Raw genomic sequence first — 26,956 nt, forward strand, 5'->3', positions numbered from 1 at the left:
ACAATCATTCCATCAATGTTATTTGCAACAAGGTGCACAATAATAAGTGAGAGTGATTCGAAGTGAAAATTTGATGCTTAAAAATCAGAAAGTTATCACTGATTTGCCTTGCGTATTCAGTCGGTTGATTGGCTCGTTTAGTACACAAAGACGTACTCCTTAAATGGTTTAATCGTGTTGAAGCCAAAGCGGGAAACCACTCGAAGCGTTTTACGTAGATTACAATATAGTTAATAAGAAGAACTTAATTGAGCCGCTTGCGCTATCGATTGGGCTAAAAATATAAGACTTATGCGCTCTGGCTTGCTGGTAACGATGAATCAAGAGTGAGCACTTTATGTTCGAACGGGTCATTTCATTTTTAGAAACAACGCTGTTTACCTTTAACGAACAACCTATCACGTTGTGGGCGATATTGATGGTGCCGACATGGGTGATTGTCGCTTTATGGTTGTCCAAAATTTTAATCAAAACCGTTACGTCAAGAATGTCTTCATCTGGGAAAGATCCAAACGTCATTCATTTGGTTAAACGGATATTATTTGTCATCGCTCTCGCCATTATTTTTATGACCACACTTTCGATGATCAATGTGCCAATCACCGCGTTCGCCTTTCTGTCTGGTGCCATCGCTATCGGCTTCGGTTTTGGTGCACAAAACATCATTAACAACTTCATAAGTGGCTGGATTTTGATTGGTGAGAAGCCAATCCGAATTGGGGACTTTTTAGAGGTCGAGGGCGCCAAAGGCATTGTCGAGCAAATAAATACACGTTCAACGCGAATCAGAAGAACCGATGGCGTTCACATGCTCATTCCCAACAGTCAGTTGATTGAGAACGTGGTGATCAACTGGACGTTATGCGACAGATTAGTCCGTGGCTCGGTCGTCGTCGGCGTCGCGTATGGGAGCGATGTCAAACAGGTTGCTGCCTTAATGGCGGAGGTGACTTCGCAGCAAGCGCAAGTTCTGAGTTCGCCAGCTCCAGACGTGTTTTTTCAAGACTTTGGCGATAATGCTTTGATCTTCGAATCTTATTTTTGGATTAACTCAACGGTTGAAGGCGGGATTCGATCGGTCGCAAGTGCCATACGTTTTGAAATCTATGAAGCTTTCGAAAAGCAAGGTATTGAAATCGCGTTTCCACAACGAGATGTGCACATTGATGGGCAAATCAAGTTGTCTAGGGAGAGAAACGGATAGGGCGATAAGCGGTGTTGGTGCCCTTATCTTGGCTTCGAGTAGTGATAGCGAGGCGGTCACAATATGGATTCACCTCGCTAGAAACCAGTTTGAAGGCGTTATTGGTTGTCCCACATGACTTCGCATTCTTCTTTGATTGCTGATTTTAGCAACTCAATCAGTGGAAAAGCTCTGCGTCCTAGGCTTACCGCGGGCTCTGCTTGTTCTTCCTCTTCGTCTACATCAGTAGGGAGGTTTTCTTCAGCTGCATTTTTCGCAGATAGAGCAGAAGTTAATCTTGATAGCGCGTCAGGAACATCTTGAGCGGAAATTGATCCCGGCACCGTGCCGCTGTGACCCATCATTTTGAGCATATCTAATGCAATATCACCAAACATTGTGACGTTTGAGTGGCTTCGACAACGAAATGTTATGAGCATTTACCTGATCCTGTTTTATATGTTCGGTTTGAAACTAAATTGTAGCTGAAATCAGACACTAATTAATGTGATGAAGACCGTTGAGCGTTAAGGTTTTTATGAGTAACAACAAAAAACGGGCACGTACGTCTGCATGCCCGTTGAAATATATTACCTGATTGGTTGTTGATGATTTACAAGCTATACGGATCGCCCAGAGCTAATGCGACCCTAGAAGCAGGAGACTTTCCTAACGCACGGCAAATTTGCCAACCCGCTTCATTGATGACGCTAAGGTCAACGCCCGTTTCAATCCCAAGTTGCTCACACAGATAAAGTACATCTTCCGTTGCAACATTACCACTGGCTCCTTTCGCGTAAGGGCAGCCGCCGAGCCCCGCTACTGCGCTATCAATGGTGTTGATGCCCATTAACAAGGCTTGATAGATATTGGCTAATGCTTGCCCATAAGTGTCATGAAAATGTACTGCGAGCGCGTCTTTTGGCAGTAGCGTTAACAACGAATCCAGCATGGCGATAACGCGATTAGGCGTTGCTTTACCGACAGTATCACCGAGCGAAATCTCATAACATCCCATATCAAACAACGTATTGGCGACCTTGGTAGTTTGCTCTGGCTTGATTACTCCCTCATATGGGCACACCATGGTACAAGACAAGTACCCGCGTACAGGAATGTTATGCTGGTTCGCCAATTCGATAACGGGCTCAAATCGAGCGAGACTTTCGGTAATGCTGCAGTTGATGTTCTTCTGGCTGAACGTTTCTGAAGCGGAGCCAAACACCGCAATTCGCTTTACACCGCTTTCCAGCGCACGTTCTAACCCTGCGAGATTTGGTGTGAGAGCGCTATAAACCACGTCAGGCTTTTTTGAGATACCAGCAAACACCTGATCGGAATCGGCCATTTGAGGCACCCACCTTGGAGAGACGAAAGATCCCGCCTCAATATGCTTTAAGCCACTGCTGCTTAGTTGGTTAATCAAACGGATTTTATCAACCAGCGTCACTGCCGTTTCATTTTGCAGACCATCACGAGCGCCGACTTCGACGATATTAACCTTCGCTGGTAGCATATTCGCGCTCCTTATCTTCACTGACGTTATCCGATATCAAAGACAAATTCAGCAGGATGGAACCGTGCTGTACTTGGTCCCCGTGCTGATAAAACAATTCGTCGACTTTTGCTGCTACCGGAGCCGTGATGGTGTATTCCATTTTCATTGCTTCGAGTACCAAAAGCGGATCGCCCGCCGCCACTTCGTCACCTTTAGCCACCATAACTGCTGAAATTATGCCGTTGAGTGGTGCGGTTGGACTTAGTTCATCATCTACATCTTTTGCAGAGTCAAAGTTAGGTTGATGAGCGAACGTGCGCTGTTGACCAAGATAAAATAGTGTTGTTCTTTGTTCATCGCTAAGTGCATTAAAGGTGTAACGCACATTATCAATATCGACGATAAACTGGTTGTCACTTTCAAGCAGGATGACCTGATGCAGCTCCTCGCCGCATCGGACAGTGAAGTGAGATCTTGTATCTTGCGATGATTGTTGCAAACGTGCCTGATGGTTGGCATTGGCATCCGTGAAGTTAAATCGGTAAACGTTGTCAACCGACAGTCTAAAACCTCGTTTGGTTGGCGCGGGTAACGTTGAGGTGTCTGATTTTGAAATGAGATCATTCCAGCGAGCAACCGCCGCCAATGTAAGCCAGATTGAATCCAACACGTCTTGCTGCTCATTTATGCCTTGTTGATGTGTGACGAGGAAACCTGTATCGAGCTCAATCTCGGCAAAGGCTGGCTGCGAAATAATACTGTGCAGATAACCAATGTTTGTCGTTACTCCACGTACGTGATATTGAGTTAACGCCTGCTTAAGCTGCTTTAGCGCGATATCACGAGTTTGCCCCCAGACGATCAGTTTGCTGATCATTGGATCGTAATATTCGCTGATGCTATCGCCTTGGGTAACACCACTATCAACGCGTACGCACGCTAGGCGCACATTACTGTCTGATACGGGTTCTTTTAAGTAGTCAATGCGGCCAGTCGACGGCATAAAGTCATTGTCTGTATCTTCTGCGTAAATTCGCAGCTCAATTGAATGACCGTTGTGGGTGATTTCAGATTGCGAAATAGGTAAATGCTCGCCAGCTGCAACTTTGAATTGCCACTCCACCAAATCAACGCTGGTGATCAATTCAGTGACAGGGTGTTCAACTTGCAGACGGGTATTCATCTCCATGAAGTAGAATTGACCTCGGCTATCGAGTAAGAACTCCACCGTGCCCGCGCCAACATAGTCGATCGCTTGAGCGGCCTGAACCGCAGCTTCACCCATTTGTTTACGCAGTTCATCACTAAGACCGGGAGCTGGTGCTTCTTCCACAACTTTTTGGTGACGGCGTTGAATGGAGCAATCGCGATCAGAAAGATAGACACAGTTGCCATGTTGGTCAGCAAATACCTGAACTTCAACGTGGCGAGGCTGCAATATGCATTTTTCGATTAGAAGCTGCTTGTCGCCAAAGCTTGAAAGTGCTTCACGCTGCGCACCGTCGATGGCCAGCGGCATTTCGGCTGCGCTATTGACTACTCGCATGCCTTTACCGCCACCCCCTTGGGTTGCTTTAAGCATCACTGGGTAACCGATTTTTTCAGCTTCCGCTAATAAGTGCTCTACGCTGTTGTCTGTGCCGTGATAGCCGGGAACCAAGGGCACGTTCGCCTCTGACATGATGGCTTTGGCTTGCGACTTCGAACCCATTGCTTCAATTGCGCTGGTGGAAGGGCCAATAAAAACAATGCCATTTTCGCTGCACGCTTTCGCCAGTTTCGGGTTCTCGGAAAGAAAACCATACCCAGGGTGGATAGCATCGGCTTGCCATTTTTTCGCAGCGCCGATAATCGCATCGATATCGAGATACGATTCACTCGCCGGAGCGGGGCCAATGAATTCAGCGAAATCCGCTTGTTTAACATGTAAGCTGCTGCGATCCGTTTCGGAATAGACGGCAACCGTCTCTATAGCCATGCTTTTTGCGGTTTTAATGATTCGGCAGGCAATTTCACCGCGGTTTGCGATCAGTATTCTTTTAAACATGATTCCTCCAATTGGCGGCGCGCTTTTGAAAAAATGCAGCTAGTCCTTCTTGTCCTTCGCTGGATACGCGAGCGGTTGCAATAGCTTGGCTGGTGTATTCAATTAATGAGTGATCGATAGGTTGATTGTCACAACGTAAGCAGAGTGCTTTTGCTGCCTGCATGGCTTGTGGACTGTTGTTAAGCAGGTGATCAATGGTGCGATTGACGGCTTCACGTGGTTGAGCGTCTATCTGATGAAGAATACTCATCGATAGCGCAGTCTCGGCATCAATCAGTTCGGCGGTTAAAAAGTAGCGTCGGCTTTGTCGTTGCCCAATCGCTCGGATTACGTAAGGTCCGATGGTAGCGGGTAATAAACCGAGCTTTACTTCACTCAAACAGAAGCGGCTTTCAGGTGTACCAATAGCGATATCGCAGCAGCAGATAAGCCCAAGTGCGCCGCCAAATGCAGCGCCATGCACCATAGCAATAGTCGGTGTGCTAAAGGTATCCAGCGTATGCAAAAGTTTTGCGAGTTGCTGTGCATCTTGCAGGTTTTCACTCTCGGTTTTGGTGGCCATTGACTGCATCCAGCCAAGATCCGCACCTGCAGAAAAGTGTTTCCCTTGCGCCGTTAGTACCAATGCACGTAGAGAGTCGTCTCTCTCAAGTTTTTCCAAGGTTTCGATAAGTGAAGCAATTAATTCATCATTAAACGCGTTGTGTTTCTCTGGTCGATTGAGGCTCACCCAAGCAACGCCATTGCTGTCTTTTTCAAGCAGTAGTCCGGTCATGTGACTTCCTTTGTCTGACATTTCAGTCTCTATTCCAATGCTCGCTAACCGTTACTTGTATAAACATCGGTATTCGCGAGGAGTTAAGGTTTGCCTTGCATCCGGCTACATACGGAAGATGCCAAATTTGCTGTCTGGTATTGGCGCATTAAGCGCAGCAGACAGAGCAATGCCGACAACATCACGGGTTTTCGCAGGGTCAATAATGCCGTCGTCCCACAAACGAGCACTGGCGTAATAAGCGTGACTTTGAGTCTGATATTGCTCCGCAATTGGACGTTTGAACGCTTCTTCTTCCTCCGCGCTCCAGCTTTCACCTTTGCGAGTTTTGATATCGCGGGTCACTTGCGCCATCACGCCAGCCGCTTGCTCTCCACCCATGACGGAGATGCGCGCGTTTGGCCACATCCACATCATGGTTGGATCATAAGCGCGGCCACACATGCCGTAGTTTCCTGCGCCATACGATCCACCAATCACTACGGTAAACTTCGGCACGTCTGCACACGCAACAGCAGTTACCATTTTCGCACCATGTTTGGCTATGCCTTCGGCTTCGTACTTCTGACCGACCATAAAGCCCGTTATGTTCTGCAAGAAAAGCAGAGGAATTTTGCGTTGTGCGCACAGCTCAATAAAATGCGCGCCTTTTTGTGCTGATTCCGAAAATAGAATGCCGTTGTTAGCGACAATGCCAATCGGCATACCGTGAATATGGGCAAAGCCACAGACCAAGGTTTCACCGAATAACGCTTTAAATTCATCAAATTGTGAGTCATCAACAATTCGGGCAATGACCTCTTTAACATCAAACGGCTTTTTAAGATCGGTTCCGACGATGCCGTACAGCTCTTGGGCAGGAAAACGCGGCTCCTGTGGCGTTTTTTGCTTGAGTTGAACGGGTTTCAAGTGGTTGATTTGTGAAACCGCTTGTCTTGCCAACTCTAACGCGTGGTGATCATTTTCTGCGTAATAGTCCGCCACACCAGAGGTGCGACAATGAACGTCTGCGCCACCAAGATCTTCCGCACTGACTTCTTCACCAGTCGCTGCTTTTACAAGAGGTGGACCTGCCAAGAAAATCGTGCCTTGTTCTTTGACTATGATGGATACGTCACACATGGCAGGAACATAAGCGCCGCCAGCGGTACATAGCCCCATGACCACCGCAATTTGTGGAATGCCTTTGGCCGACATACGGGCTTGGTTGTAGAAAATACGGCCAAAATGGTCTTTATCTGGGAATACCTCATCTTGGCGGGGTAGGTTAGCGCCGCCAGAGTCGACTAAGTAAACACACGGCAGTTGGCATTTTTCTGCAATTTCTTGTGCTCTTAAGTGCTTTTTCACGGTAAGTGGGTAGTAACTGCCGCCTTTTACCGTCACGTCGTTCGCGACGATCATGCACTCAGTGCCGTCAATCACCCCCACACCTGCAACCACTCCAGCACATGGAACGTAATCTGGATACACATCCCAGCCAGCAAATTGACCAATTTCTAGAAAGGACGAACCAGGGTCGAGTAGGGCAAGAATGCGCTCACGTACCGGAAGTTTGCCTTTCTTCTGCTGATGCTCGCGGGCTTTCTCACCGCCACCATCTTCTATTTGGGCAGTCACGGTATAGAGTTGATCTACGAGTGACGCCATAGAGCGGTAGTTTTCCTGATACTGCTCTGAATGGGTATTAATATTGGTCGTCAAACAAGCCATAAATAGCCGATCTCCATTCGGTAGACGGGTGACACCACCCGCCTTTATTTAGGTTGAATAAGATTTAGATTGAATAAGGAAGTTGTTTCGAGTTCGAACCGCCTAGGTATGATGATTAGGCGCTTTCGTTAAACAATTCGCGACCAATAAGCATGCGGCGAATTTCTGACGTGCCCGCACCGATTTCATACAGCTTGGCATCTCGCAACAAACGGCCCGTATCAAACTCGTTGATGTAGCCGTTACCGCCAAGTAGTTGAATCGCATCCAGTGCCATCTTGGTTGCCAGCTCTGCGCTGTAGAGGATCGCGCCAGCAGAATCTTTACGGGTGGTTTCACCCCGATCACAAGCGGCAGCGACGGCGTAAACATACGCTTTAGCGGCATTCATTTGTGTGTACATATCCGCGATTTTTGCTTGAACTAGCTGGAATTCACCGATGGATTTACCGAACTGTTTTCGGTCGTGAATGTAAGGCACAACGATATCCATACACGCCTGCATGATGCCAAGTGGGCCACCCGCAAGCACCACGCGTTCGTAGTCGAGACCGCTCATCAATACTTTCACGCCTTGGTTTTCTGCGCCGAGAATATTCTCCGCAGGGACTTCACAGTTTTGGAAGACCAGCTCACACGTATTCGAGCCGCGCATACCCAACTTGTCGAGTTTTTGTGCTTGAGTAAATCCAGGGAATCCGCGTTCCACAATAAATGCCGTGATGCCTTTGGAGTGCTGGCTTGGGTCGGTTTTTGCGTAGACAACATAGGTGTGTGCATCAGGGCCGTTGGTGATCCACATTTTGTTGCCATTTAATAGGAAAATATCGCCTTTACGTTCGGCTTTAAGCTGCATAGAGACCACATCAGAGCCGGCGCCGGGTTCACTCATAGCAAGGGCGCCGATATGTTCACCGGAGATGAGCTTAGGTAGGTATTTCTCTTTTTGCGCTTGTGTGCCGTTACGGTGGATTTGGTTGACGCAAAGGTTGGAGTGAGCGCCGTAACTTAACGCAACCGAAGCGGATGCTCGGCTGATTTCTTCCATAGCGATAACGTGGGCGAGATAGCCCATGCCTGCACCACCAAACTCTTCGCTGGTGGTCACACCTAAAAGACCCATGTCACCTAATTTGGACCAAAGATGGTTTGGAAAGTCGTTAGTTTGGTCGATAGATTGCGCTAGCGGCGCAATTTCTCTTGCAGCAAAACTATTGATTTGCTCGCGAAGCAAATCGGTATTTTCGTCATAAACAAAGTTCAGGGAAGAGTAGGTAGATTTCATTGCGTGTCCTTGCCTTTACGTCACCTACATCCCAGAGTTGAGGTGTTAGGTGACTTTTTCGCCTTTCATGGATCTCAGTGTGTTTTGGCATCGCAACTGCGCAGCATTTAACTCCATCATTACCGCTTGAATGTCGTTTGCTTGCTGTTGCAATGCTGCCTTCTTCTCTTCGATCAACCGAATCATATAGTTCAACTGCTCAGTACTTTGATCGGTATCGTAGAGTTCAAATAACTCTTTGATATCTGCAAGAGAAAAGCCCAATCGCTTACCTCGCAAAATCAGTTTTAGTCGAATTCGATCACGACCATTGTAGATTCGAGTGTTGCCTTTACGTTCTGGAGTTAGGAGACCTAAATCTTCGTAGAAGCGAATGCTTCGAGTAGTAATGTCGAACTCTTTCGCGAGCTCGCTGATCTTAAATGTGTTCATTCCTTAACCTTACGACTTTCGTATAACATTCATACGAATATACAGTTCGTTAACGTTAAAGTAAATAAACAACACCCACTGCTGAGCCTTGATATCACTCGCATTTACCCGAAATAAATGAGTCACTCGAACAAACAATAACCTCAAACTTGACGTTAACGTAAATGTTAGTATAGTTATGACGTAAACGTCAACAAAAGGTTAATGGAATGAAAAATGAAACATGGATTGTTGCCGCTAAGCGAACGCCTATCGGCTCTTTTCAAGGTGCATTAGCTTCAACAGATGTCACGGAACTCGGTGCGAAAGCCATTCAAGGGGCGCTAGCCGAAAGCCAACTCGATGTGCACAAAATAGACGAAGTGTTGATGGGATGCGTTTTACCCGCCGGTGTGGGGCAAGCGCCTGCAAGACAAGCAAGTCTTAAAGCTGAAATGCCACAATCGATTGGTTGTACGACACTGAACAAGGTTTGTGGATCGGGTATGAAAACCGTCATGCTGGCATATGACCTTATTCAATCTGGCAATGCGCATGCTGTCATCGCTGGTGGCATGGAAAACATGTCGTCTTCTCCTTATCTATTAAAGAAAGCGCGTGATGGTTTCCGTTTAGGTCACGAGCAAGTGCTTGATCACATGTTTTATGACGGGTTGCAGGATGCCTACCAAGGCGAGCTGATGGGTGTCTTTGCAGAACAGACGGCGCAAAAGTATCAGTTCAGCCGTGAAAGTATGGATGCCTGGGCGCAACAGTCGTTGACTCGTGCGCAGAAAGCAATCGAACAAGGTTTGTTCAAAGAAGAGATCGTGCCTGTTAACGTAAAAAGTCGACGCGGCGAAACCTTGGTTGTAGACGATGAGCAACCGAGTAAACTCGACGTCACTAAAATTCCTACCTTACGCCCTGCGTTTGCTAAAGATGGCGGCGTAACGGCAGCCAACTCAAGTTCTATTTCTGATGGTGCATCGGCAATGATCTTAGTCGATAGTGAGTTTGGCCGTCAGGAAAACCTTCAACCTCTAGCCAAAATTGTCGCGTACAGCACGCATGCAAGACAGCCTGATGAGTTCACCATCGCCCCCGTCTTCGCAATTGAAACGCTGTTGGAAAAAACGGGCTGGGACAAATCAGACGTGGACCTTTGGGAAATCAATGAAGCTTTTGCTGTCGTGACTCAATACGCGGTGAAAGCTCTCGAACTGGACGAGAGCAAAGTGAACCCTCGCGGAGGGGCTTGTGCGCTGGGGCATCCAATAGGCGCAAGTGGCAATCGAATCCTTGTCACTTTGATTCATGCGCTAAAACAAACTGGTGGTAAGCGTGGCGTTGCATCGCTTTGTATTGGCGGCGGCGAAGCTACCGCTATCGCGATTGAAATCTGCTAAATCACTCTCAACAAAGTTTCACTTACATAACAGTAGTCAGTAACAAGCTGAAAAATACAAGGATGTCATCATGACAGAACAAGTAAAGCAGTATATCGGTGGTGAATTTGCCATCTCCGATTCAAAACAATGGCTAGATGTAACCAACCCGGCAACCAACGAAGTGATTGCACAAGTACCTTGTGCCACCGAATCGGAAATGAATGCGGCGATTGCCAGCGCAACAGAAACGTTCAAACGCTGGAAAGAAGTTGCAGCGCCGGAGCGTGCTAGATTGATGTTGCGTTACCAACATCTGCTAAAAGAGCAACACGATGAGTTGGCGATACTGCTTTCAAGTGAGACAGGCAAAACCCTCGCGGATGCAAAGGGTGACATTTGGCGTGGGATTGAAGTCGTAGAACAAGCGGCGAACATTTGTAGCTCAATGATGGGCGAAACGGTGGAAAACGTCGCGACCAATATTGATGGTTACTCTTACATTCAACCGCTCGGTGTTTGTGCTGGCATCACACCCTTTAACTTCCCTGCGATGATCCCATTGTGGATGTTCCCGATGGCGATCGCTTGTGGCAACACCTTTATTCTAAAACCTTCGGAACAAGTTCCGCTGACTGCAATGAAATTGGCAGAGCTATTTGAACAAGCTGGTGCACCAAAAGGCGTATTGCAAGTTGTTCACGGGACCAAAGAGCAAGTCGACCGCATTCTGACTGATCCAGTCGTTCGTGCGATCTCTTTTGTTGGCTCTGTGCCCGTTGGTGAGTACATCTACAAAACAGGTACAGACAACCTGAAACGCGTGCAGTCATTTGCAGGTGCTAAGAACCACATGGTCATCATGCCGGATGCAAACAAACAGCAAGTCATCAATAACCTAGTTGGCGCGTCAGTTGGTGCTGCAGGCCAACGCTGTATGGCGATTTCGGTTGCCGTATTTGTCGGCGAAACCAAAGAATGGATTCCTGAGCTTAAAGAGGCGTTAGCTCAGGTTCAGCCTGGCGCGTGGGATGATGAAACCGCCGGTTATGGTCCACTGATTAGCCCTCAAGCGAAGCAGCGAGTGGTGAATCTGATTAATGAAGGCAAAGCGTCAGGCGCGAATTGTGTTCTGGACGGGACAGATTGCCAAGTACCTGGCTTCCCGAACGGTAACTGGGTGGGGCCAACACTGTTTACCAACGTGACCACAGACATGTCGATTTATCAGGAAGAAATTTTCGGGCCTGTACTGTTAACTATGGAAGTGGATGACCTAGATGAAGCGATTGAACTGATCAATGCAAACCGCTTTGGTAATGGTACGTCTATTTTCACGGCGAACGGCGCTGCCGCGAGAAAGTATCAACACAATATCGAAGTAGGTAACGTAGGAATCAACGTACCGATTCCGGTGCCATTGCCGTTCTTTTCGTTTACTGGGTGGAAAGGCAGCTTCTACGGCGACCTGCATGCTTACGGTAAACAAGCGGTTCGCTTCTACACCGAGACGAAAACTGTCACCGCGCGTTGGTTTGAAGATGACATTCCAAGCGGTCCAAACATGACTATTCAACTTAGCTAATTACTGGATTAGCGACACCTCTAGCCAAGCCCTTCATCCTTTTAGAGGGCTTGGCTCGGATACAAATGCAACGAATTAGACCTTAGGACTTCAAGATGGATTTTGAATTAAACGAAGATCAACTCGCGTTTGCCGAAGTAGCAAAGCAGTTTGCAGACCAAATGTTAGCGCCGCACGCGGCCGAGTGGGATGAAAACCATCACTTCCCTAAAGATGTACTGCGTCAGGCGGGTGAGCTGGGCTTTTTGAGTATCTACACGCCACCAGAGCACGGTGGCTTGGGGTTATCTCGTTTGGATGCGGCGATCATTTTCGAGCAGTTGGCTATGGGTTGTACCGCGACTACTGCGTTTATGACCATTCACAACATGGCGACGTGGATGATCACCAGCTTTGCCAAAGCCGAAGTGGCGCAGCAATTTAGCGCGGATCTAATTTCGGGTGAAAAGCTCGCTTCCTACTGTTTAACCGAACCTAATGCCGGCTCTGACGCCGCTTCTCTAACGACTAGCGCAGTGCGTGATGGCGATGAGTTTGTTCTCAATGGCGCAAAAGTGTTTATCTCGGGTGCCGGTGATACAGATGTATTGGTCGTGATGGCGCGTTCGTGTGGTGAAGGAGCGAGTGGCGTTTCTGCATTCGTTGTTCCTGCTGATTGCGAAGGCATTAGCTACGGTAAAAAAGAAGCCAAAATGGGTTGGAACTGCCAGCCAACTCGCATGATTACCTTCGAAAATGTCCGCATTCCGGCTGACTATCTGTTGGGTGAAGAGGGAGAAGGCTTTAAGTTCGCCATGCTTGGCCTTGATGGTGGTCGAATCAATATCGCTACTTGTTCCGTCGGTACTGCGCAACAAGCACTGAACGAAGCCAAGCAATATATGAACGAACGCAAACAGTTCGGCCGTTCACTGGCGCAATTTCAAGCGTTGCAGTTCAAGCTTGCTGATATGGCGACTGAGCTGGTCGCTGCGCGTCAAATGGTGCGACTCGCTGCCGCTAAACTCGATGCCCAGCACGCAGAAAAAAGTGCGTACTGTGCCATGGCAAAACGCTTTGCTACTGATGTGGGCTTTAAAGTCTGCGATCAGGCGCTGCAAATTCACGGTGGCTATGGCTACATCAAAGAATATCCAGTCGAGCGCCATTTCCGAGACGTTCGTGTTCACCAAATTCTTGAAGGTACCAACGAAATCATGCGTCTGATCGTCGCAAGACGATTACTAACGGAAGGCGTTGAGCTGCTTTAGTCAGCGAGACACAGCCTTACCTAAAGAAATTAAAAAGGACTGAAAGATTATGACGGCACAAATCAAATTAGAGCGCGAAGCGCATATTGCCAAGCTCACGATTAGTAATCCGCCAGCGAACACTTGGACGCTTGAGTCTTTGAATCAGCTAAAAGAGTTGGCGATTGAACTTAGCAATGATCGCTCTATTTATGCGTTGGTTTTAACAGGCGAAGGCGAGAAATTCTTTTCTGCTGGAGCAGATCTTAATAACTTTGCATCGGGTGATAAATCACAAGCAGCAGACATGGCGTTCGCATTTGGTGAAGCGTTTGAAGCGCTGTCTGCATTCGATGGGGTTTCTATCGCAGCGATTAATGGCTATGCGATGGGCGGCGGTCTGGAAGTGGCGATGGCGTGTGACATTCGTATCGCAGAAGAACAAGTACAAATGGCACTTCCTGAAGCATCGGTAGGTTTGTTGCCGTGTGCGGGTGGGACGCAAAACCTGACCGCGTTGGTAGGTGAAGGTTGGGCGAAGCGTATGATCCTGTGTGGCGAGCGTGTGACGGCCGAGCGAGCGGAAAAAATTGGGTTAGTCGAAGAGGTGGTGGCGAAAGGTCAAGCACTCGAAGCGGCTATGGAGCTAGCACAGCGTGTTGCAGGTCAATCACCGAAATCTGTGTCTGCGTGCAAAACGCTCATTCAAGGTCGACGCAGCCAAACTCATGCAGCTGGATTGGTTTCGGAGCGTGAACTGTTTTTACAGCTGTTCAATACACAAGATCAGACTGAGGGTGTGAATGCGTTTTTGCAAAAGCGCAAGCCACAATGGACAAACAGCTAGCGGAGGCCAAATGACAGGTACAGTAAATGTTTCAAAACTTGAGTGCGCTGATGGCTCTGTTATTGGTGTGCTAGAGCTTGATAACCCAGCAGCTCTCAACGCGTTGAGTTACGTGATGATTGAGAAGTTGTACAAACAGCTTAATGAATGGCAAACGGACGACAGCGTCATCGCGGTATTCTTGCATGCTCAAGGTGAAAAAGCGTTTTGTGCTGGTGGTGATATTCAAGCGATCTACCGTGCACTTGAAAACAAAGAGCAAGACTTTGATTCTGCGTTTTCAGCGATGGAAACCTTCTTTGACCTCGAATATCGCTGTGACCATCTTATTCATACTTATCCAAAACCGATCATCGCGTGGGGACATGGTTATTTGATGGGCGGCGGTGTGGGCTTATTTATGGGTGCCAGCCATCGCGTTGCAGAAACGACCACACGCTTTGCAATGCCAGAGATTAAAATTGGCCTTTACCCAGATGTAGGCGCGACGTACTTCCTAAACCAGTTGCCAAAACATTTGGCACTGTTCTTAAGTTTGACGGCTTGCCAAATTAACGCAACAGATATGAAAGCGTTGGGGTTAAGCCAATGGATTGCACAGCCAGAAAACAAGCAAGTGCTGCTGGATCTGCTTGCATCGATAAGTTGGAAAGGTGAAGCGAACATCAACGAAAAAATCGCCACTATGCTGCGTTCGGTACAAGTTGATGAGCCAAGCGAAGGGATGTTGATGCCCTATGCGGAATTGATTGAGCAGTTATGTTCGGGTGACTTAGCGTCAATTGTTGATGCAATCAGCCGTGCTAACGTTGATAGCAAGTGGTTCGTCAATGCGCAAAAAGCACTGAACTATGGCAGTCCGTTGTCGCTCAGTATCACTTATCAGCAGTTAACGCAGTATCAAAACCTCTCTTTGAAAGCGTGTTTTGATATGGAATTTAACCTAACACTACGTTGTGGCTTAGAAGGTGATTTTAGAGAAGGGGTTCGTGCGCTGATTATTGATAAAACCAATCAACCGACTTGGCAACATCGCACGGTTTCTGACGTAACGCCACAAGTTTTGGAGCGCTTCTTCTCGCCAATTGACTCAGCAGAATACCCACTGACCGCATCGTCGGTAGCTATAGCGGCACTTTAGTACAAGGAAGAAATACGATATGGACAAAATTGCATTTATTGGCCTTGGTAATATGGGTGCGCCTATGGCTAAGAATCTACTCAAAGCGGGCTTGAACGTCGAAGTATTTGATTTGAACCCAAACGCAGTTGAAGAGTTGACCGCATTGGGCGCTTCAAGTGCCGATTCCGTTCAGCAGGCAGTACAAGGTGTGGAGGTGGTTGTCACTATGCTGCCAGCGAGCCAACACGTTCAAAGCGTTTATCTTGGTCAAGATGGCATCTTAGATAACGTCGAATCAGGTACCTTGCTGATTGATTCTTCCACCATCGATCCGGCGACTGCTCGTTTGGTTGGCGAAAAAGCATCGCAACTTGGTATCAGTTTTGTTGATGCACCAGTATCTGGTGGCGTTGCGGGCGCAGCAGCAGGTACGTTAACTTTCATTGTTGGCGGCTCGCAAGAGAACTTTGTTCAAGCCAAAGCGGTGCTTAGCCACATGGGCAAAAACATCTTCCATGCAGGCGATGCTGGAGCTGGTCAGGTGGCGAAGATCTGCAATAACATGATGTTGGGCATTTTGATGAGCGGCACCTGTGAAGCACTCAATTTAGGGATGGAAAACGGACTCGATCCCAAAGTGCTTTCCGACATCATGTTGCAAAGTTCAGGGCGTAACTGGGCGCTAGAGCTGTATAACCCTTGTCCAGGTGTGATGGAAAATACGCCTGCAAGCAATGGTTATCAAGGCGGCTTTATGAGCCAGTTAATGGCTAAAGATCTGGGTCTTGCGATGGAAGCGGCGGTTGCCAGTCAAACATCAACGCCAATGGGCAGCTTGGCTCGTAATCTGTTTAATTTTCACAACGGTCAGGGCAACGGGCAAAAAGATTTTTCAAGCTTGTTTGAGTTCTACCAAAAGCAAAATCAGGCCTAAGGAGCGCTTATGGAGTTAGCAAATAAGGTCATTGCGATCACGGGGGCAGGGCAGGGGCTGGGTAAACAAATGGCACTGTCACTGGCGGAAAATGGCGTTCATCTTGCGCTTATCGACCTCAATTCAGATCAACTGGCTGAAACGAAAGCGGAATGTGAATCTCTCGGCGTTACCGCTCGTTTTTATGTGACGAACGTGACTGACGAACAGCAGGTGTGCACTGCTTTTGAGCAAATTGAGGCAGATTTCAAGCAGCTCAATGGCGTTATCAATAACGCAGGTATTATGCGTGATGGTATGTTCATTAAAGTCAAAGATGGTCAGGTTAACACGATGTCGCTGGAACAATTTCAGTCTGTTCTAGATGTGAATGTAACAGGCACTTTCCTGTGTGGCCGTGAAGCGAGCAAGGTAATGCTGAACACCGATAGCAAAGGGGTTCTGATCAACATATCCAGCGTTGCGCGTGCCGGGAATATTGGTCAAACCAACTATTCAGCATCTAAAGCGGCGGTAGCCACCATGGCAACGGTGTGGGCGAAAGAGTTAGGGCGTTTCGGAATTCGCTCAGTGGCGATTGCTCCGGGTGTCATCAAAACTGCCATGACAGACCAAATAAAACCTGAAGCGATGGAACGTTTAATCGGAATGATTCCAGTTGGACGTTTAGGTTTGGCGGATGAAATTTCATCGACCATAAAATACGTGTTAACCAACGAATTCGTGACCGGACGAGTGTTCGAAGTCGATGGCGGAATGCGAATGTAACCCCCTCTGCAACATAAAAAAGGGGAGCGAGTTTGATTGTCCGCTTCCTTCCATTTTCTCCTTTCTTTTATTGCTTCTATCTGAAAAATGTATTGGATGCATGGTCGACTGCTATCTCATCGAACGGTATAAAAATTGATTCTATTTCTAATGTGAATGGTTAGTTCTATATTGCTTGTCATGTAAATGTATCAACTCACAACTAAGACGATCTTTTGTCTCACTAACGAGATCGTCATTCTTGGTGTGTAAAAAACATTCTTATTGGTCATATTGTAACCGAAAACTATTTCGGCATCTAAAGATGGTGATTTATTATTCAGCGCAAAATACATGGGAATATGAGGCTGACTGAATAACCTTCAGTTGTCTTAATAATAAATAATCAGAATTCTCAATTACACTGAAGTAACTACCCATTAGGGAAGAGCAATAATGTCACTATTTCATTCGCTTAGGACGATGCCGCTATTATTGGGGTGTCTGTGTTTTTCTGTTCAGGCCTCCACAGAAAAGGTGGAACAGGAAGGTAAGTTTTTACAGTCGTTAGAAGGCATCGAAAATCAAATTTACGCATTACCTCAGAGTTCTTTAGCTTTGATTGAAGCGTTAGAAGAAGAGTCTTTACTACAAAACCAACCAACAGCGCTGTTGGTGCGTTACTGGCTTGCCAAGGCCACGGTTTTAGAGCTGCTAGGGCGCGTAGAAGAGAGTCAGAGTGTCGTTCAAAAAGGATTGGAGCTTGTGCGTCCACAGAGCCATGAGTATCTCCTGTTTAAGTTGATTCAGATGCGAACTATGGTTGGAAAGAGCGATATCGATACCGCGCTTTCTGCGTTGGATAGCTTGTTGGAAACATCGCGTGAGAATGGTGATAAGCAACTTGAATCAGAAATCCTGTTGCTAAAAGGACGCTATTACGATGAGCAAGGTGAGTTTAAAAAATCCTATGCTGCACTTATGTCGTCCATGGATGCGGCTGAATCTTCAGGTGTTCACGGGCTGGTCGAACGTGCAGCACTAGAGCTAGGTGACGTACTTGTCAAAATTCAGGGTTACGACCGATCTGAGGCGCTTTTGGAACAAGCATATCGCTATTTTAGGGATAGGCGTATGTCGTTCAATGAGTTGTTGAGCGTTTTGACGATAGCGAAACTTCATAAAGCACAGTTCCAATACGAAGAGGCGATAGCGTCATATCAGCGAGCGTTAAAGCTGGCTCAAATTATCGGTGATGGACGCTTTAGATTTCGAGTTAACCTTGAACTTGCAGCTTTATATCGCGAGACGAATCAAGAAAAGAAGATGGTTAACCACTTGAAGCTGGCGGAGAATTTACAGTACAGAGAAACGTCTAGCGCGTATTTGGCAACATTTAAGTTGTTACAAGCCGAATATATGTTAGAGCAGCAGCAATTTGAAATACTTTTAGCGATGATCGCACCAATGCTGCCGGAGATTATAGATAGTCGATACGTCAAGCAACAGCAAATGGAGCTACTAAAAGTCGCCGCTATGGCCTATGCGGGAAGCAATGACTTTAAACTAGCATTCGAAACTTACGGTAACTATCACGATAAATTTATCCAATTTAGCAATCAAAGAGAAGTTGAAAATCTTGAGCGCCAGCAGACGTTATTTGAGTTGGAACGACTTGAATATGAAAACGAAGATCTCAATTGGAACAATGTGTTGCAGCGTATGGAGCTAGAAAATAACCGTCGTACTTTTTACTTATTGGGTGAAGCGCTACTTGCGCTCATCGGTGTTCTATTTTTGATGGCGGTAGTATTTCTCGTCGTCAATCGCTCGCGTTTGAGAATGCGTCGCCTCGCAAAGACAGACACATTGACAGGGTTGTTCAATCGCCGTTTTTTAGAGGACTGGTTCACTAAACCAGTAGAAGTGAGGCGTGAGCGAAAAGAGAAACCGGTACCTCAATCTAAGCAAGAAAAGATACAACACTTTGTTTTTGAGCAAGTCGAGCAAGTTAAGTACGGTTATCTAGCTTTAAATAAATGGGTAGATAGCAAACTCGATAAACAGAAAATGGTGCCAAATAAACCACAATCGGGGCCAGTAACTTTAGCGTTAATCGATGTGGATTATTTCAAGCAGGTAAATGATACCTATGGGCATGTGTTTGGAGATACCGTACTAACGGGCGTTGCCAAAGTGTTGGAGGAAACTGTACGTGAGAACGACATTGTTGCTCGCTTTGGTGGTGAAGAGTTTGTTGTTGTTATGCCCAATACAGACCATAAAAACGCCCTTATTACTGCAGAACGTTTACGTAGCGCTTTATCCCTACATGGCTTTGTTACGGAACAGAAAGAAGAAGTGAGAGTGACCTGTAGTTTTGGAGTCGTTACCACTGAAGATAATGAGATGAGTTTTAAATCACTTTGCGATCAGGCCGATAAATTGCTTTATCAAGCGAAAGCGAACGGACGCAACTGCGTGAAAGGTCGCTCGCTAGCGTAACAGAAATCAAAAGTTCAGGCTCATCGCACGATGAATCTGAACTTATCCCTCCCATTTACTTTGATAGCCAAGTGACTTTGAGATCCTTGCTTCGAATATAAAACGCTGAATCTAACATCTTAAAGTCACTTGGCGATATTACTTAAAAATGGCTTAAGGATATCGAATCGCATATTCATGGCGTTCAATATAACCTCTCTTTTTGCCTTCTTCACCTTCAAAGTGCGAATGCCACTTGTGTCTACAAAACTATAACAAACTAGTGTGTCTATTCTTTGTACAAATAAACCGTGTACAGGTGAAATGATTAGTGGTCGATATAAATTTTTTGTGGCACAGATTTTTGTTGTTCAAAAATCAACTCGCTCATCATCGTTTTAAAAATGGATAAATGGTTAAGTATTTGATTTTGTTTTACTTATTTATTTGTTCTTAAACTAAAATCTAGTTATCCCGACAAGTTCTTGCTGAGCAATTTTTCGTACACCCTCAACTTTTCATCCTTTTTTACTAACATTTTTCTTTAAAAATAATTTGAGTTCGAATTAATTTTCAGGCATTTTATATTTAACTAACCGTTCAATTAAAAATAACAGGGACGCAAAATGCCAAAGGTGGGGATGCCTGAAATCAGAAAACCGCAGCTTGTGAAAGCGACAATGTCGGTGATTGATAGAGTCGGTTTACACGCGGCGAGTATTTCGTTAATCAGCAAAGAAGCCGGTGTATCAACGGGGATTATCAACCACTATTTCGGTGGTAAGCACGGATTGCTGGAGGAAACGATGCGCGAAATATTGCGTCAGCTTTCGTCCACTATCACACAGAAGTTACGTGAGCTGCCAAGTGATGCTCATCACCAAAGAATTAACGCCATCATTGACGGTAACTTTGTCGGCTATCAGGCAGAAAACCAAGTTGCTAAGACTTGGCTGGCGTTTTGGTCGTACTCAATGCATGACGAGCAGCTCAAGCGTTTACAGCGTGTCAACGAACGACGTCTATTGTCCCACCTAAGAAAAGAACTCAAAGCATTATTAAATGCAGAGCAGGCTGAATTGGTTGCTCATGGTATTGCATCACTTATTGATGGAATTTGGCTGCGCGGAACGCTCAACCCGCAAGGCATTGATGCAGAAAGAGCGAGAATCATCATCAACGATTATCTCGACAAACAACTTACGTTTTATTCTGAAAAAATATAAAAGTTACAGGTCTTCAAAATGGAAATGAAAGCACACTATATCAATGGTGCGATGTACGACGGGTGTTCAGATGAACACTTCACCACTTACAATCCGGCGAATGGTGAGCCATTGGCCAACATTAAACAAGCGAACCAAGACGATCTTCAAGCAGCGATTGAATCGGCAAAGAAAGGTTTTGCTGCATGGTCGGCGATGACTGCGATTGAGCGCAGCCGTATTTTACACAAAGCCGTTGCCATTTTACGTGAGCGTAATGACGAACTGGCTGCATTGGAAGTGGCAGATACTGGTAAGCCCATTCAAGAAGCTATCGCGGTTGATGTCACAACAGGTGCCGATGTTCTTGAGTACTATGCTGGCCTTGCTCCAAGTCTACAAGGTGAACAGCAGCCACTCAGCGACGATCAGTTTTTCTATACACGTCGTGAGCCATTGGGCATTTGCGCGGGTATTGGCGCTTGGAATTATCCAATTCAAATTGCGATGTGGAAATCGGCGCCAGCACTGGCTGCGGGCAACGCAATGATCTTCAAGCCATCAGAAGAAACACCATTAACGGCGCTTAAGCTCGCCGAAATTTATTCAGAAGCGGGCATGCCAGATGGCGTATTTAATGTCGTGCAAGGAGATTACCGAGTAGGACAGATGCTAACGGCGCATCCTGATATCGCAAAAGTGTCATTCACGGGTGAGTCAAGCACCGGTAAAGTCGTCATGAGTGACAGCGCTAAGACACTAAAACAAGTAACGATGGAGCTTGGTGGTAAGTCTCCACTGATTATTTTTGATGATGCGAAGTTAAACGATGCCGTTTCTGCGGCCATGGTGGCGAACTTCTACACCCAAGGTGAAGTTTGTACGCACGGTACACGCGTATTTGTCCATGAAGGTATTTATGACGACTTTATCGCACAACTTAAAGCCCGAACCGAGCTGTTAGTCGTCGGCGATCCGCTTGATGAGAACACGCAGATTGGCGCGCTAATCTCTAAAGATCATGAATCGAAAGTTCTAGGAGCGATTGAAGCCGCGAAAGCGAGTGGCGCGACGTTACTGACTGGCGGCTACAAAGTAACAGACAATGGCCTAGCTAATGGTAACTTTGTTGCTCCAACCGTATTTGTTGATTGCGATGATGATATGAGCCACGTTCAACAAGAAATCTTTGGCCCGGTAATGTCAGTTCTGAAATTCCGCGATGAGTCGGAAGTGATTGCGCGTGCAAATGGCACCGATTATGGCTTAGCGGCAGGTGTATTTACTCAAAACCTATCTCGTGCGCATCGTGTGATCCACCAAATTCAAGCGGGTATTTGTTGGGTTAACACATGGGGTGACTCACCTGCGGAAATGCCAGTTGGCGGCTACAAGCAATCAGGTGTTGGCCGTGAAAACGGAGTCGAAACCCTTAAACATTACACGCAAACGAAGAGTGTTCTGGTTCAGCTAAGCGACTTCGAAAGCCCTTACAAATGATACTACTCATAGTAGATAACTGACCACTTTAGCTTGTTAAAATGCTCGATAACTACGTTGTCAATTTTGATTGTAGGTTAACTACTTATCAAAATTTCCGCCTTGTTCTCAAGCATTTTTCCTACGCTAATTTCGCTCACTTATCTACGGTGATGAGTATTAACTCCTAGGAGAATAAAAATGCAACAACACTACGATTACATCATCGTCGGTGCGGGTTCGGCCGGCTGTGTGTTAGCGGATCGCTTAAGTGAAAGTGGTCAAAATTCGGTCCTATTACTCGAAGCGGGTGGGTCGGATAAAAGTATTTTTATCCAAATGCCAACAGCGCTTTCTTACCCGATGAACACTGAAAAATACGCGTGGCAGTTTGAGACGGTTGAAGAGCAAGGGTTGGATGGTCGCCAACTTCATTGCCCTCGCGGAAAAGTTCTGGGCGGTAGCTCGTCTATCAACGGCATGGTTTACGTTCGCGGACACGCTTGTGACTTTGACCAGTGGGAAGAGGAAGGCGCGAAAGGCTGGAACTATCAGTCGTGTTTGCCTTATTTCCGTAAAGCAGAGTCTTGGATTGGTGGTGCTGATGAATATCGGGGCGATCACGGTCCAGTCGGCACATGTAACGGCAACGATATGAAGCTCAACCCGCTGTACCAAGCTTTTATTGATGCAGGCAAAGAAGCGGGTTACCCAGAAACAAAAGATTACAACGGTTATCAACAAGAGGGCTTTGGCCCAATGCATATGACCGTCGACAAAGGCGTACGCGCTTCGACCTCTAATGCATACTTAAGCCGTGCTAAAAAACGCAAAAACTTCACCCTAATGAAGAGGGTGACGGTTCATCGAGTTTTATTAGAAGAAACTGGTGCAGAAGGCAAGAAAGCGGTAGGCGTTGAATTTGAAAAGTCAGGTTCAATTCAGCAATGTTTTGCGAATAATGAAGTGATTTCGAGTGCGGGTTCGGTTGGCTCCGTTCAGCTGTTGCAGCTTTCAGGCATTGGCCCTAAGGCAGTATTAGAAAAAGCGGGCATTGAGGTGAAACACTCGTTGGAGGGGGTAGGTAAAAACCTGCAAGATCACTTAGAAGTGTACTTCCAATATCACTGTAAGCAACCTATCACGCTCAACAGCAAATTAGGTTTGGTGAGCAAGGGCTTGATTGGTACTGAGTGGATATTAACTCGCAAAGGCCTTGGTGCTACTAACCACTTTGAATCGTGTGCGTTTATCCGCTCTCGTGAAGGACTAAAGTGGCCAAATATTCAATATCACTTCTTGCCAGCGGCAATGCGCTATGACGGGCAAGCTGCTTTTGATGGTCATGGTTTCCAAGTGCACGTCGGACCTAACAAGCCAGAAAGTCGCGGGTCGGTCGAAGTTGTCTCTGCGAATCCGAATGATAAGCCGAAGATTGAGTTTAACTACATTTCCACTGAACAAGATAAGCAGGATTGGCGTGATTGTATTCGCCTTACTCGCGAGATCCTCAATCAGCCAGCCATGGATGAGTTTCGTGGGGACGAGATCCAACCCGGTCTGAACATCACAACGGATGAACAGATTGATGAATGGGTGAAGCAAAACGTCGAGAGTGCTTACCATCCATCTTGTACCTGCAAAATGGGCGCAGATAATGACCCATTAGCCGTCTTAAATGAGCGATGCCAAGTACGCGGTATTCAAGGCTTGCGTGTGGTGGACTCTTCTATTTTCCCAACCATTCCGAACGGTAATTTAAATGCGCCAACGATTATGGTGGCAGAACGCGCCGCGGATATGATTTTGGATAACGCCCTAGAAACGTCGAACAACGTACCAGTTTGGATTGCACCGGACTGGCAAGAGATGCAACGAATGCATCCGCCAAAAAGAGATCTCGATTCGATCTCATAAAATGAAAAAATCAGTAATCATTACAAGGAATTCAACATGTCTAAGATGACAAAAATCTTCTCAACAATTGCACTAAGTACTTTAGCAACAGGCGCTTACGCCAACCAATGTGAAACGGTTCGTTTCGCAGATGTAGGTTGGACTGACATCACTGCGACCACTGCCGTTACATCAGAGTTACTTAAAGGGTTGGGGTACAAAACGAAGACTGATCTTCTGTCTGTGCCTGTAACTTACTCCTCTATGGCTAATGGCGATATCGACATTTTCTTAGGTAACTGGATGCCAACGATGGAAGGTGATATCGCGAAATACCGTGATGCAGGTACCGTTGAAACCGTACGCGCGAACCTCGTTGGCGCAAAATACACGCTAGCGGTTCCAAAATACGTTTATGACGCAGGCGTGACCAACTTCGCTGACCTAGTAAAACATGCCGACAAATTTAAAGACCGCATTTACGGCATTGAACCAGGAAACGATGGCAACCGCTTAATTCAGTCAATGATTGATAGCAACGCATTCGGCCTAAAAGATTTCAGCCTAGTTGAGTCCAGTGAAGCTGGCATGGTGTCTCAAGTATCACGTGCCGCACGCCGCAATCAATGGATTGTGTACCTAGGTTGGGCGCCGCACCCAATGAATAGTAACGTTGAAATGGAATATCTAGCGGGTGGTGATGACTTCTTCGGTCCTAACTACGGCGGCGCGAACGTCTACACAAACGTACGTAAAAATTACCTCGCTGAGTGTCCAAATGTAGGTCAGCTAGTGAAAAATCTAGAGTTTAACCTAGAAATGGAAAATGAACTGATGGAAGCGATTCTTAACCAGAAACAGAAGCCATCAAAAGCAGCGCAAGCATGGTTGAATGCAAACCAAGAGCAAATTGAAGCGTGGCTAGAGGGCGTGAAAACGGTAGATGGCCAAGATGCGCTAACAGCTATTACAAACTACTTAAAAACAAACGCTTAATAAGCAGTATTTGAGCTCGTTTTTTTAAAAGAAAGTGGGCAGAGTTTTGCCCGCTTCATTAACACAAAGGTTTTATTTTGAATTTTATTACGGACAACAAACTACCGTTGGGCCAATGGATGGAAACTGGCGTCGATTGGTTAACCATCAATGCATCGGGTTTTTTCGATGCAATCTCTATTACACTTGAAACGATCATTCTTTTCGTGGTGGACATTTTTAAATGGATGCCACCTGCAGCGCCAATCATTATGACGGCGGCAATTGCTTGGTTCTTACATCGCAGCATTCCTCTTGTCGTATTTATCGTGTTGGCCTTACTCGCAATTCTCAACCTTGGTTACTGGCAAGAAATGCTGGAAACCTTTGTCCTTGTGTTTGCAGCGACAACGATTTCCGTATTAATTGGCGTGCCGTTGGGCATTATGGCGGCGCACCGTCCTTGGTTATACACCTTGTTGCGGCCAATACTCGATTTGATGCAGACCGTACCGACATTCGTTTACCTAATTCCAACCTTGGTTCTGTTTGGCTTAGGTATTGTCCCTGGTCTAATCTCGACCATCATTTTCGCTATCGCTGCGCCAATTCGATTGACGTACCTCGGCATTATTAAAGTGCCGGAGGAGCTACTTGAAGCGGGTAAAGCATTTGGTGCCAGCCGCATGAAGCTACTGTTTAAGGTGGAGTTACCTGCGGCATTGCCAAGTATTATGGCTGGCGTTACGCAATGTATTATGTTGTCTTTGTCTATGGTTGTCATTGCGGCGCTTGTTGGTGCTGATGGGCTTGGTAAGCCAGTCGTACGTGCACTGAATACGGTAAACATTTCACAAGGTTTTGAAGCGGGTTTAGCGATTGTACTCGTTGCCATCATTCTTGATCGCTTGTGTAAAGCACCAAACCAGAAGGAGGCATAATCATGGACGCTATTACTATTAAAAATCTTGATGTCGTTTTTGGTCAGCAACAAGCACAGGCGCTAGCACTACTAGATCAAGGGAAGTCTCGACAAGAAATCATTGATGAAACTGGCCAAGTGGTTGGGGTTGATAATGTTTCGCTGAACGTGAAACAGGGTGAGATCTGTGTCTTGATGGGGCTTTCGGGCTCGGGTAAATCAAGTTTGCTGCGAACGGTTAACGGATTGAACGATATTTCTCGTGGCTCTCTGAAAATCAAAGATGGCGACGATATGGTTGAGCTCTCTAACTGTGACGAACAGAAGCTGCGCCACCTTCGTACGCACCGCGTGTCCATGGTGTTTCAGAAGTTTGCATTGATGCCATGGTTAACGGTGTTAGACAATGTAGCGTTTGGTCTAGAGATGCAAGGCATTGGTAAAGCTGAGCGCCGTAAAAAAGCGCGTGAACAGCTCGAAATGGTCGGTTTATCTGAGTGGGAAACGAAATTCCCGCACGAGCTCTCTGGTGGTATGCAGCAGCGTGTTGGCCTAGCGCGAGCGTTCGCGATGGACACAGATATCTTGTTAATGGATGAGCCGTTTTCAGCGCTTGACCCATTGATTCGTGCTCAGCTTCAAGATGAATTGATTCTGCTGCAAGAAAAGCTAAACAAAACCATTCTTTTTGTGAGTCACGACTTGGATGAGGCGCTTAAAATCGGCAACAACATCGCCATTATGGAATCAGGAAAGCTGATTCAACATGGCAAGCCAGAACAGATCATTCTTGCTCCAGAAAACGATTATGTGGCGGACTTTGTTGCTCACACTAATCCATTAAATGTGCTGAAGGGACGTTCCTTAATGCGTGACGATTTGGTTCGCGAAGATACGCGTGTTCTGATTTGCCCTGACAAAGATATTTGGGTGATACAAGAGAGCAAGGGGTTAAGTTTAGCGGATAAAGATAAATCGTTGATTCAATGGAAGAGCGGCTCTTCGAACCTTGACGAAGTTAATGAAAACTCTCTGGTTCAGGTTAGCCCAGAAATCAGTATGCGAGAAGCGATTGAACTTAAACAGCGTAGCAATCAACCTCTGCTTATGGTTGAAGATAATAAACTGGTTGGTGTGTTGAGCGACAATGAGCTTTACGATGCATTGCTTGGTAATTTTAAGTCAGAGCAAGTTGCGTAAAGTTGACGCAGAACCAAGTAAAAAAGAGCC

Annotated in this window: 22 protein-coding genes; 15 read left to right on the forward strand and 7 right to left on the reverse strand. The window is 46.4% G+C overall.

Going from position 1 to position 26,956, the window contains the following annotated elements; genetic code table 11:
• The first annotated feature begins 337 nt into the window (after positions 1–337).
• Positions 338–1,204, forward strand: coding sequence for a mechanosensitive ion channel family protein (locus R7Q48_RS02270; protein WP_132937145.1), 867 nt, complete (start codon positions 338–340; stop codon positions 1,202–1,204).
• A 98-nt stretch (positions 1,205–1,302) separates the two neighbouring features.
• Here R7Q48_RS02270 and R7Q48_RS02275 read toward each other — a convergent pair whose 3' ends face one another.
• The 7 genes from R7Q48_RS02275 to R7Q48_RS02305 all read right to left on the reverse strand — a co-directional run bounded on the left by R7Q48_RS02275 (position 1,303) and on the right by R7Q48_RS02305 (position 8,933).
• Complete coding sequence (locus R7Q48_RS02275) at positions 1,303–1,623, reverse strand: DUF1840 domain-containing protein (RefSeq protein WP_005373256.1); 321 nt, start codon at positions 1,621–1,623, stop codon at positions 1,303–1,305.
• 173 nt (positions 1,624–1,796) lie between these two features.
• A complete protein-coding gene (locus tag R7Q48_RS02280; RefSeq protein WP_005382683.1) occupies positions 1,797–2,699 on the reverse strand; it encodes a hydroxymethylglutaryl-CoA lyase in 903 nt (300 codons plus the stop codon).
• Complete coding sequence (locus R7Q48_RS02285) at positions 2,680–4,728, reverse strand: acetyl/propionyl/methylcrotonyl-CoA carboxylase subunit alpha (protein WP_165935386.1); 2,049 nt, start codon at positions 4,726–4,728, stop codon at positions 2,680–2,682. Before R7Q48_RS02285 ends, R7Q48_RS02280 begins: the two co-directional genes overlap by 20 nt.
• Entirely contained in the window at positions 4,721–5,503 is a 783-nt protein-coding gene (locus R7Q48_RS02290) for an enoyl-CoA hydratase-related protein (RefSeq protein ID WP_165935387.1), read from the reverse strand. The genes R7Q48_RS02285 and R7Q48_RS02290 overlap by 8 nt, the downstream gene beginning before the upstream one ends.
• A gap of 105 nt (positions 5,504–5,608) precedes the next feature.
• A complete protein-coding gene (locus R7Q48_RS02295) occupies positions 5,609–7,216 on the reverse strand; it encodes a carboxyl transferase domain-containing protein (RefSeq protein WP_140280762.1) in 1,608 nt (535 codons plus the stop codon).
• 115 nt (positions 7,217–7,331) lie between these two features.
• Positions 7,332–8,501, reverse strand: coding sequence for an isovaleryl-CoA dehydrogenase (locus R7Q48_RS02300; protein ID WP_130546303.1), 1,170 nt, complete (start codon positions 8,499–8,501; stop codon positions 7,332–7,334).
• 45 nt (positions 8,502–8,546) lie between these two features.
• A complete protein-coding gene (locus tag R7Q48_RS02305; protein WP_005373242.1) occupies positions 8,547–8,933 on the reverse strand; it encodes a MerR family transcriptional regulator in 387 nt (128 codons plus the stop codon).
• 209 nt (positions 8,934–9,142) lie between these two features.
• Between R7Q48_RS02305 and R7Q48_RS02310 the strand changes: the two genes are divergently transcribed.
• The 14 genes from R7Q48_RS02310 (at position 9,143) to choV (ending at position 26,926) form a co-directional block, all read left to right on the forward strand.
• Positions 9,143–10,321 (forward strand): thiolase family protein, encoded by a 1,179-nt coding sequence (locus tag R7Q48_RS02310; protein WP_213903279.1) that lies wholly within the window; start codon positions 9,143–9,145, stop codon positions 10,319–10,321.
• Between the two features lie 70 nt (positions 10,322–10,391).
• Positions 10,392–11,885, forward strand: a complete 1,494-nt coding sequence (locus R7Q48_RS02315; RefSeq protein ID WP_005382664.1) for a CoA-acylating methylmalonate-semialdehyde dehydrogenase — start codon at positions 10,392–10,394, stop codon at positions 11,883–11,885.
• A gap of 95 nt (positions 11,886–11,980) precedes the next feature.
• The gene (locus R7Q48_RS02320; protein ID WP_006741037.1) at positions 11,981–13,135 is read left to right on the forward strand and encodes an acyl-CoA dehydrogenase family protein; all 1,155 of its coding nucleotides are present in this window, start codon (positions 11,981–11,983) and stop codon (positions 13,133–13,135) included.
• 49 nt (positions 13,136–13,184) lie between these two features.
• Positions 13,185–13,961, forward strand: coding sequence for an enoyl-CoA hydratase (locus R7Q48_RS02325; protein ID WP_069502001.1), 777 nt, complete (start codon positions 13,185–13,187; stop codon positions 13,959–13,961).
• Between the two features lie 10 nt (positions 13,962–13,971).
• Entirely contained in the window at positions 13,972–15,102 is a 1,131-nt protein-coding gene (locus R7Q48_RS02330; protein ID WP_318132133.1) for an enoyl-CoA hydratase/isomerase family protein, read from the forward strand.
• Between the two features lie 19 nt (positions 15,103–15,121).
• Positions 15,122–16,018, forward strand: coding sequence for a 3-hydroxyisobutyrate dehydrogenase (gene mmsB / locus R7Q48_RS02335; protein ID WP_318132134.1), 897 nt, complete (start codon positions 15,122–15,124; stop codon positions 16,016–16,018).
• A gap of 9 nt (positions 16,019–16,027) precedes the next feature.
• A complete protein-coding gene (locus R7Q48_RS02340) occupies positions 16,028–16,786 on the forward strand; it encodes an SDR family oxidoreductase (protein ID WP_005373217.1) in 759 nt (252 codons plus the stop codon).
• 462 nt (positions 16,787–17,248) lie between these two features.
• On the forward strand, positions 17,249–19,270 hold the full coding sequence (locus R7Q48_RS02345; protein ID WP_395234088.1) for a diguanylate cyclase: 2,022 nt from the start codon (positions 17,249–17,251) through the stop codon (positions 19,268–19,270).
• A 605-nt stretch (positions 19,271–19,875) separates the two neighbouring features.
• Positions 19,876–20,475 (forward strand): transcriptional regulator BetI, encoded by a 600-nt coding sequence (gene betI / locus R7Q48_RS02350; RefSeq protein WP_005392557.1) that lies wholly within the window; start codon positions 19,876–19,878, stop codon positions 20,473–20,475.
• Positions 20,476–20,493: 18 nt separating this feature from the next.
• On the forward strand, positions 20,494–21,954 hold the full coding sequence (gene betB, locus R7Q48_RS02355) for a betaine-aldehyde dehydrogenase (RefSeq protein ID WP_171343168.1): 1,461 nt from the start codon (positions 20,494–20,496) through the stop codon (positions 21,952–21,954).
• Between the two features lie 180 nt (positions 21,955–22,134).
• Positions 22,135–23,850 carry a choline dehydrogenase gene (gene betA / locus R7Q48_RS02360; protein WP_005373209.1) on the forward strand — a complete coding sequence of 572 codons (1,716 nt, stop codon included), beginning with the start codon at positions 22,135–22,137 and terminating at the stop codon, positions 23,848–23,850.
• 36 nt (positions 23,851–23,886) lie between these two features.
• Positions 23,887–24,825, forward strand: a complete 939-nt coding sequence (locus R7Q48_RS02365) for a choline ABC transporter substrate-binding protein (RefSeq protein ID WP_005382646.1) — start codon at positions 23,887–23,889, stop codon at positions 24,823–24,825.
• Positions 24,826–24,902: 77 nt separating this feature from the next.
• Positions 24,903–25,745 carry a choline ABC transporter permease subunit gene (choW, locus tag R7Q48_RS02370; protein ID WP_005392552.1) on the forward strand — a complete coding sequence of 281 codons (843 nt, stop codon included), beginning with the start codon at positions 24,903–24,905 and terminating at the stop codon, positions 25,743–25,745.
• Positions 25,746–25,747: 2 nt separating this feature from the next.
• On the forward strand, positions 25,748–26,926 hold the full coding sequence (gene choV, locus R7Q48_RS02375) for a choline ABC transporter ATP-binding protein (protein ID WP_256902738.1): 1,179 nt from the start codon (positions 25,748–25,750) through the stop codon (positions 26,924–26,926).
• The last annotated feature ends 30 nt before the right edge of the window (positions 26,927–26,956 follow it).

The sequence above is a fragment of the Vibrio sp. 378 genome (genome assembly GCF_033339435.1).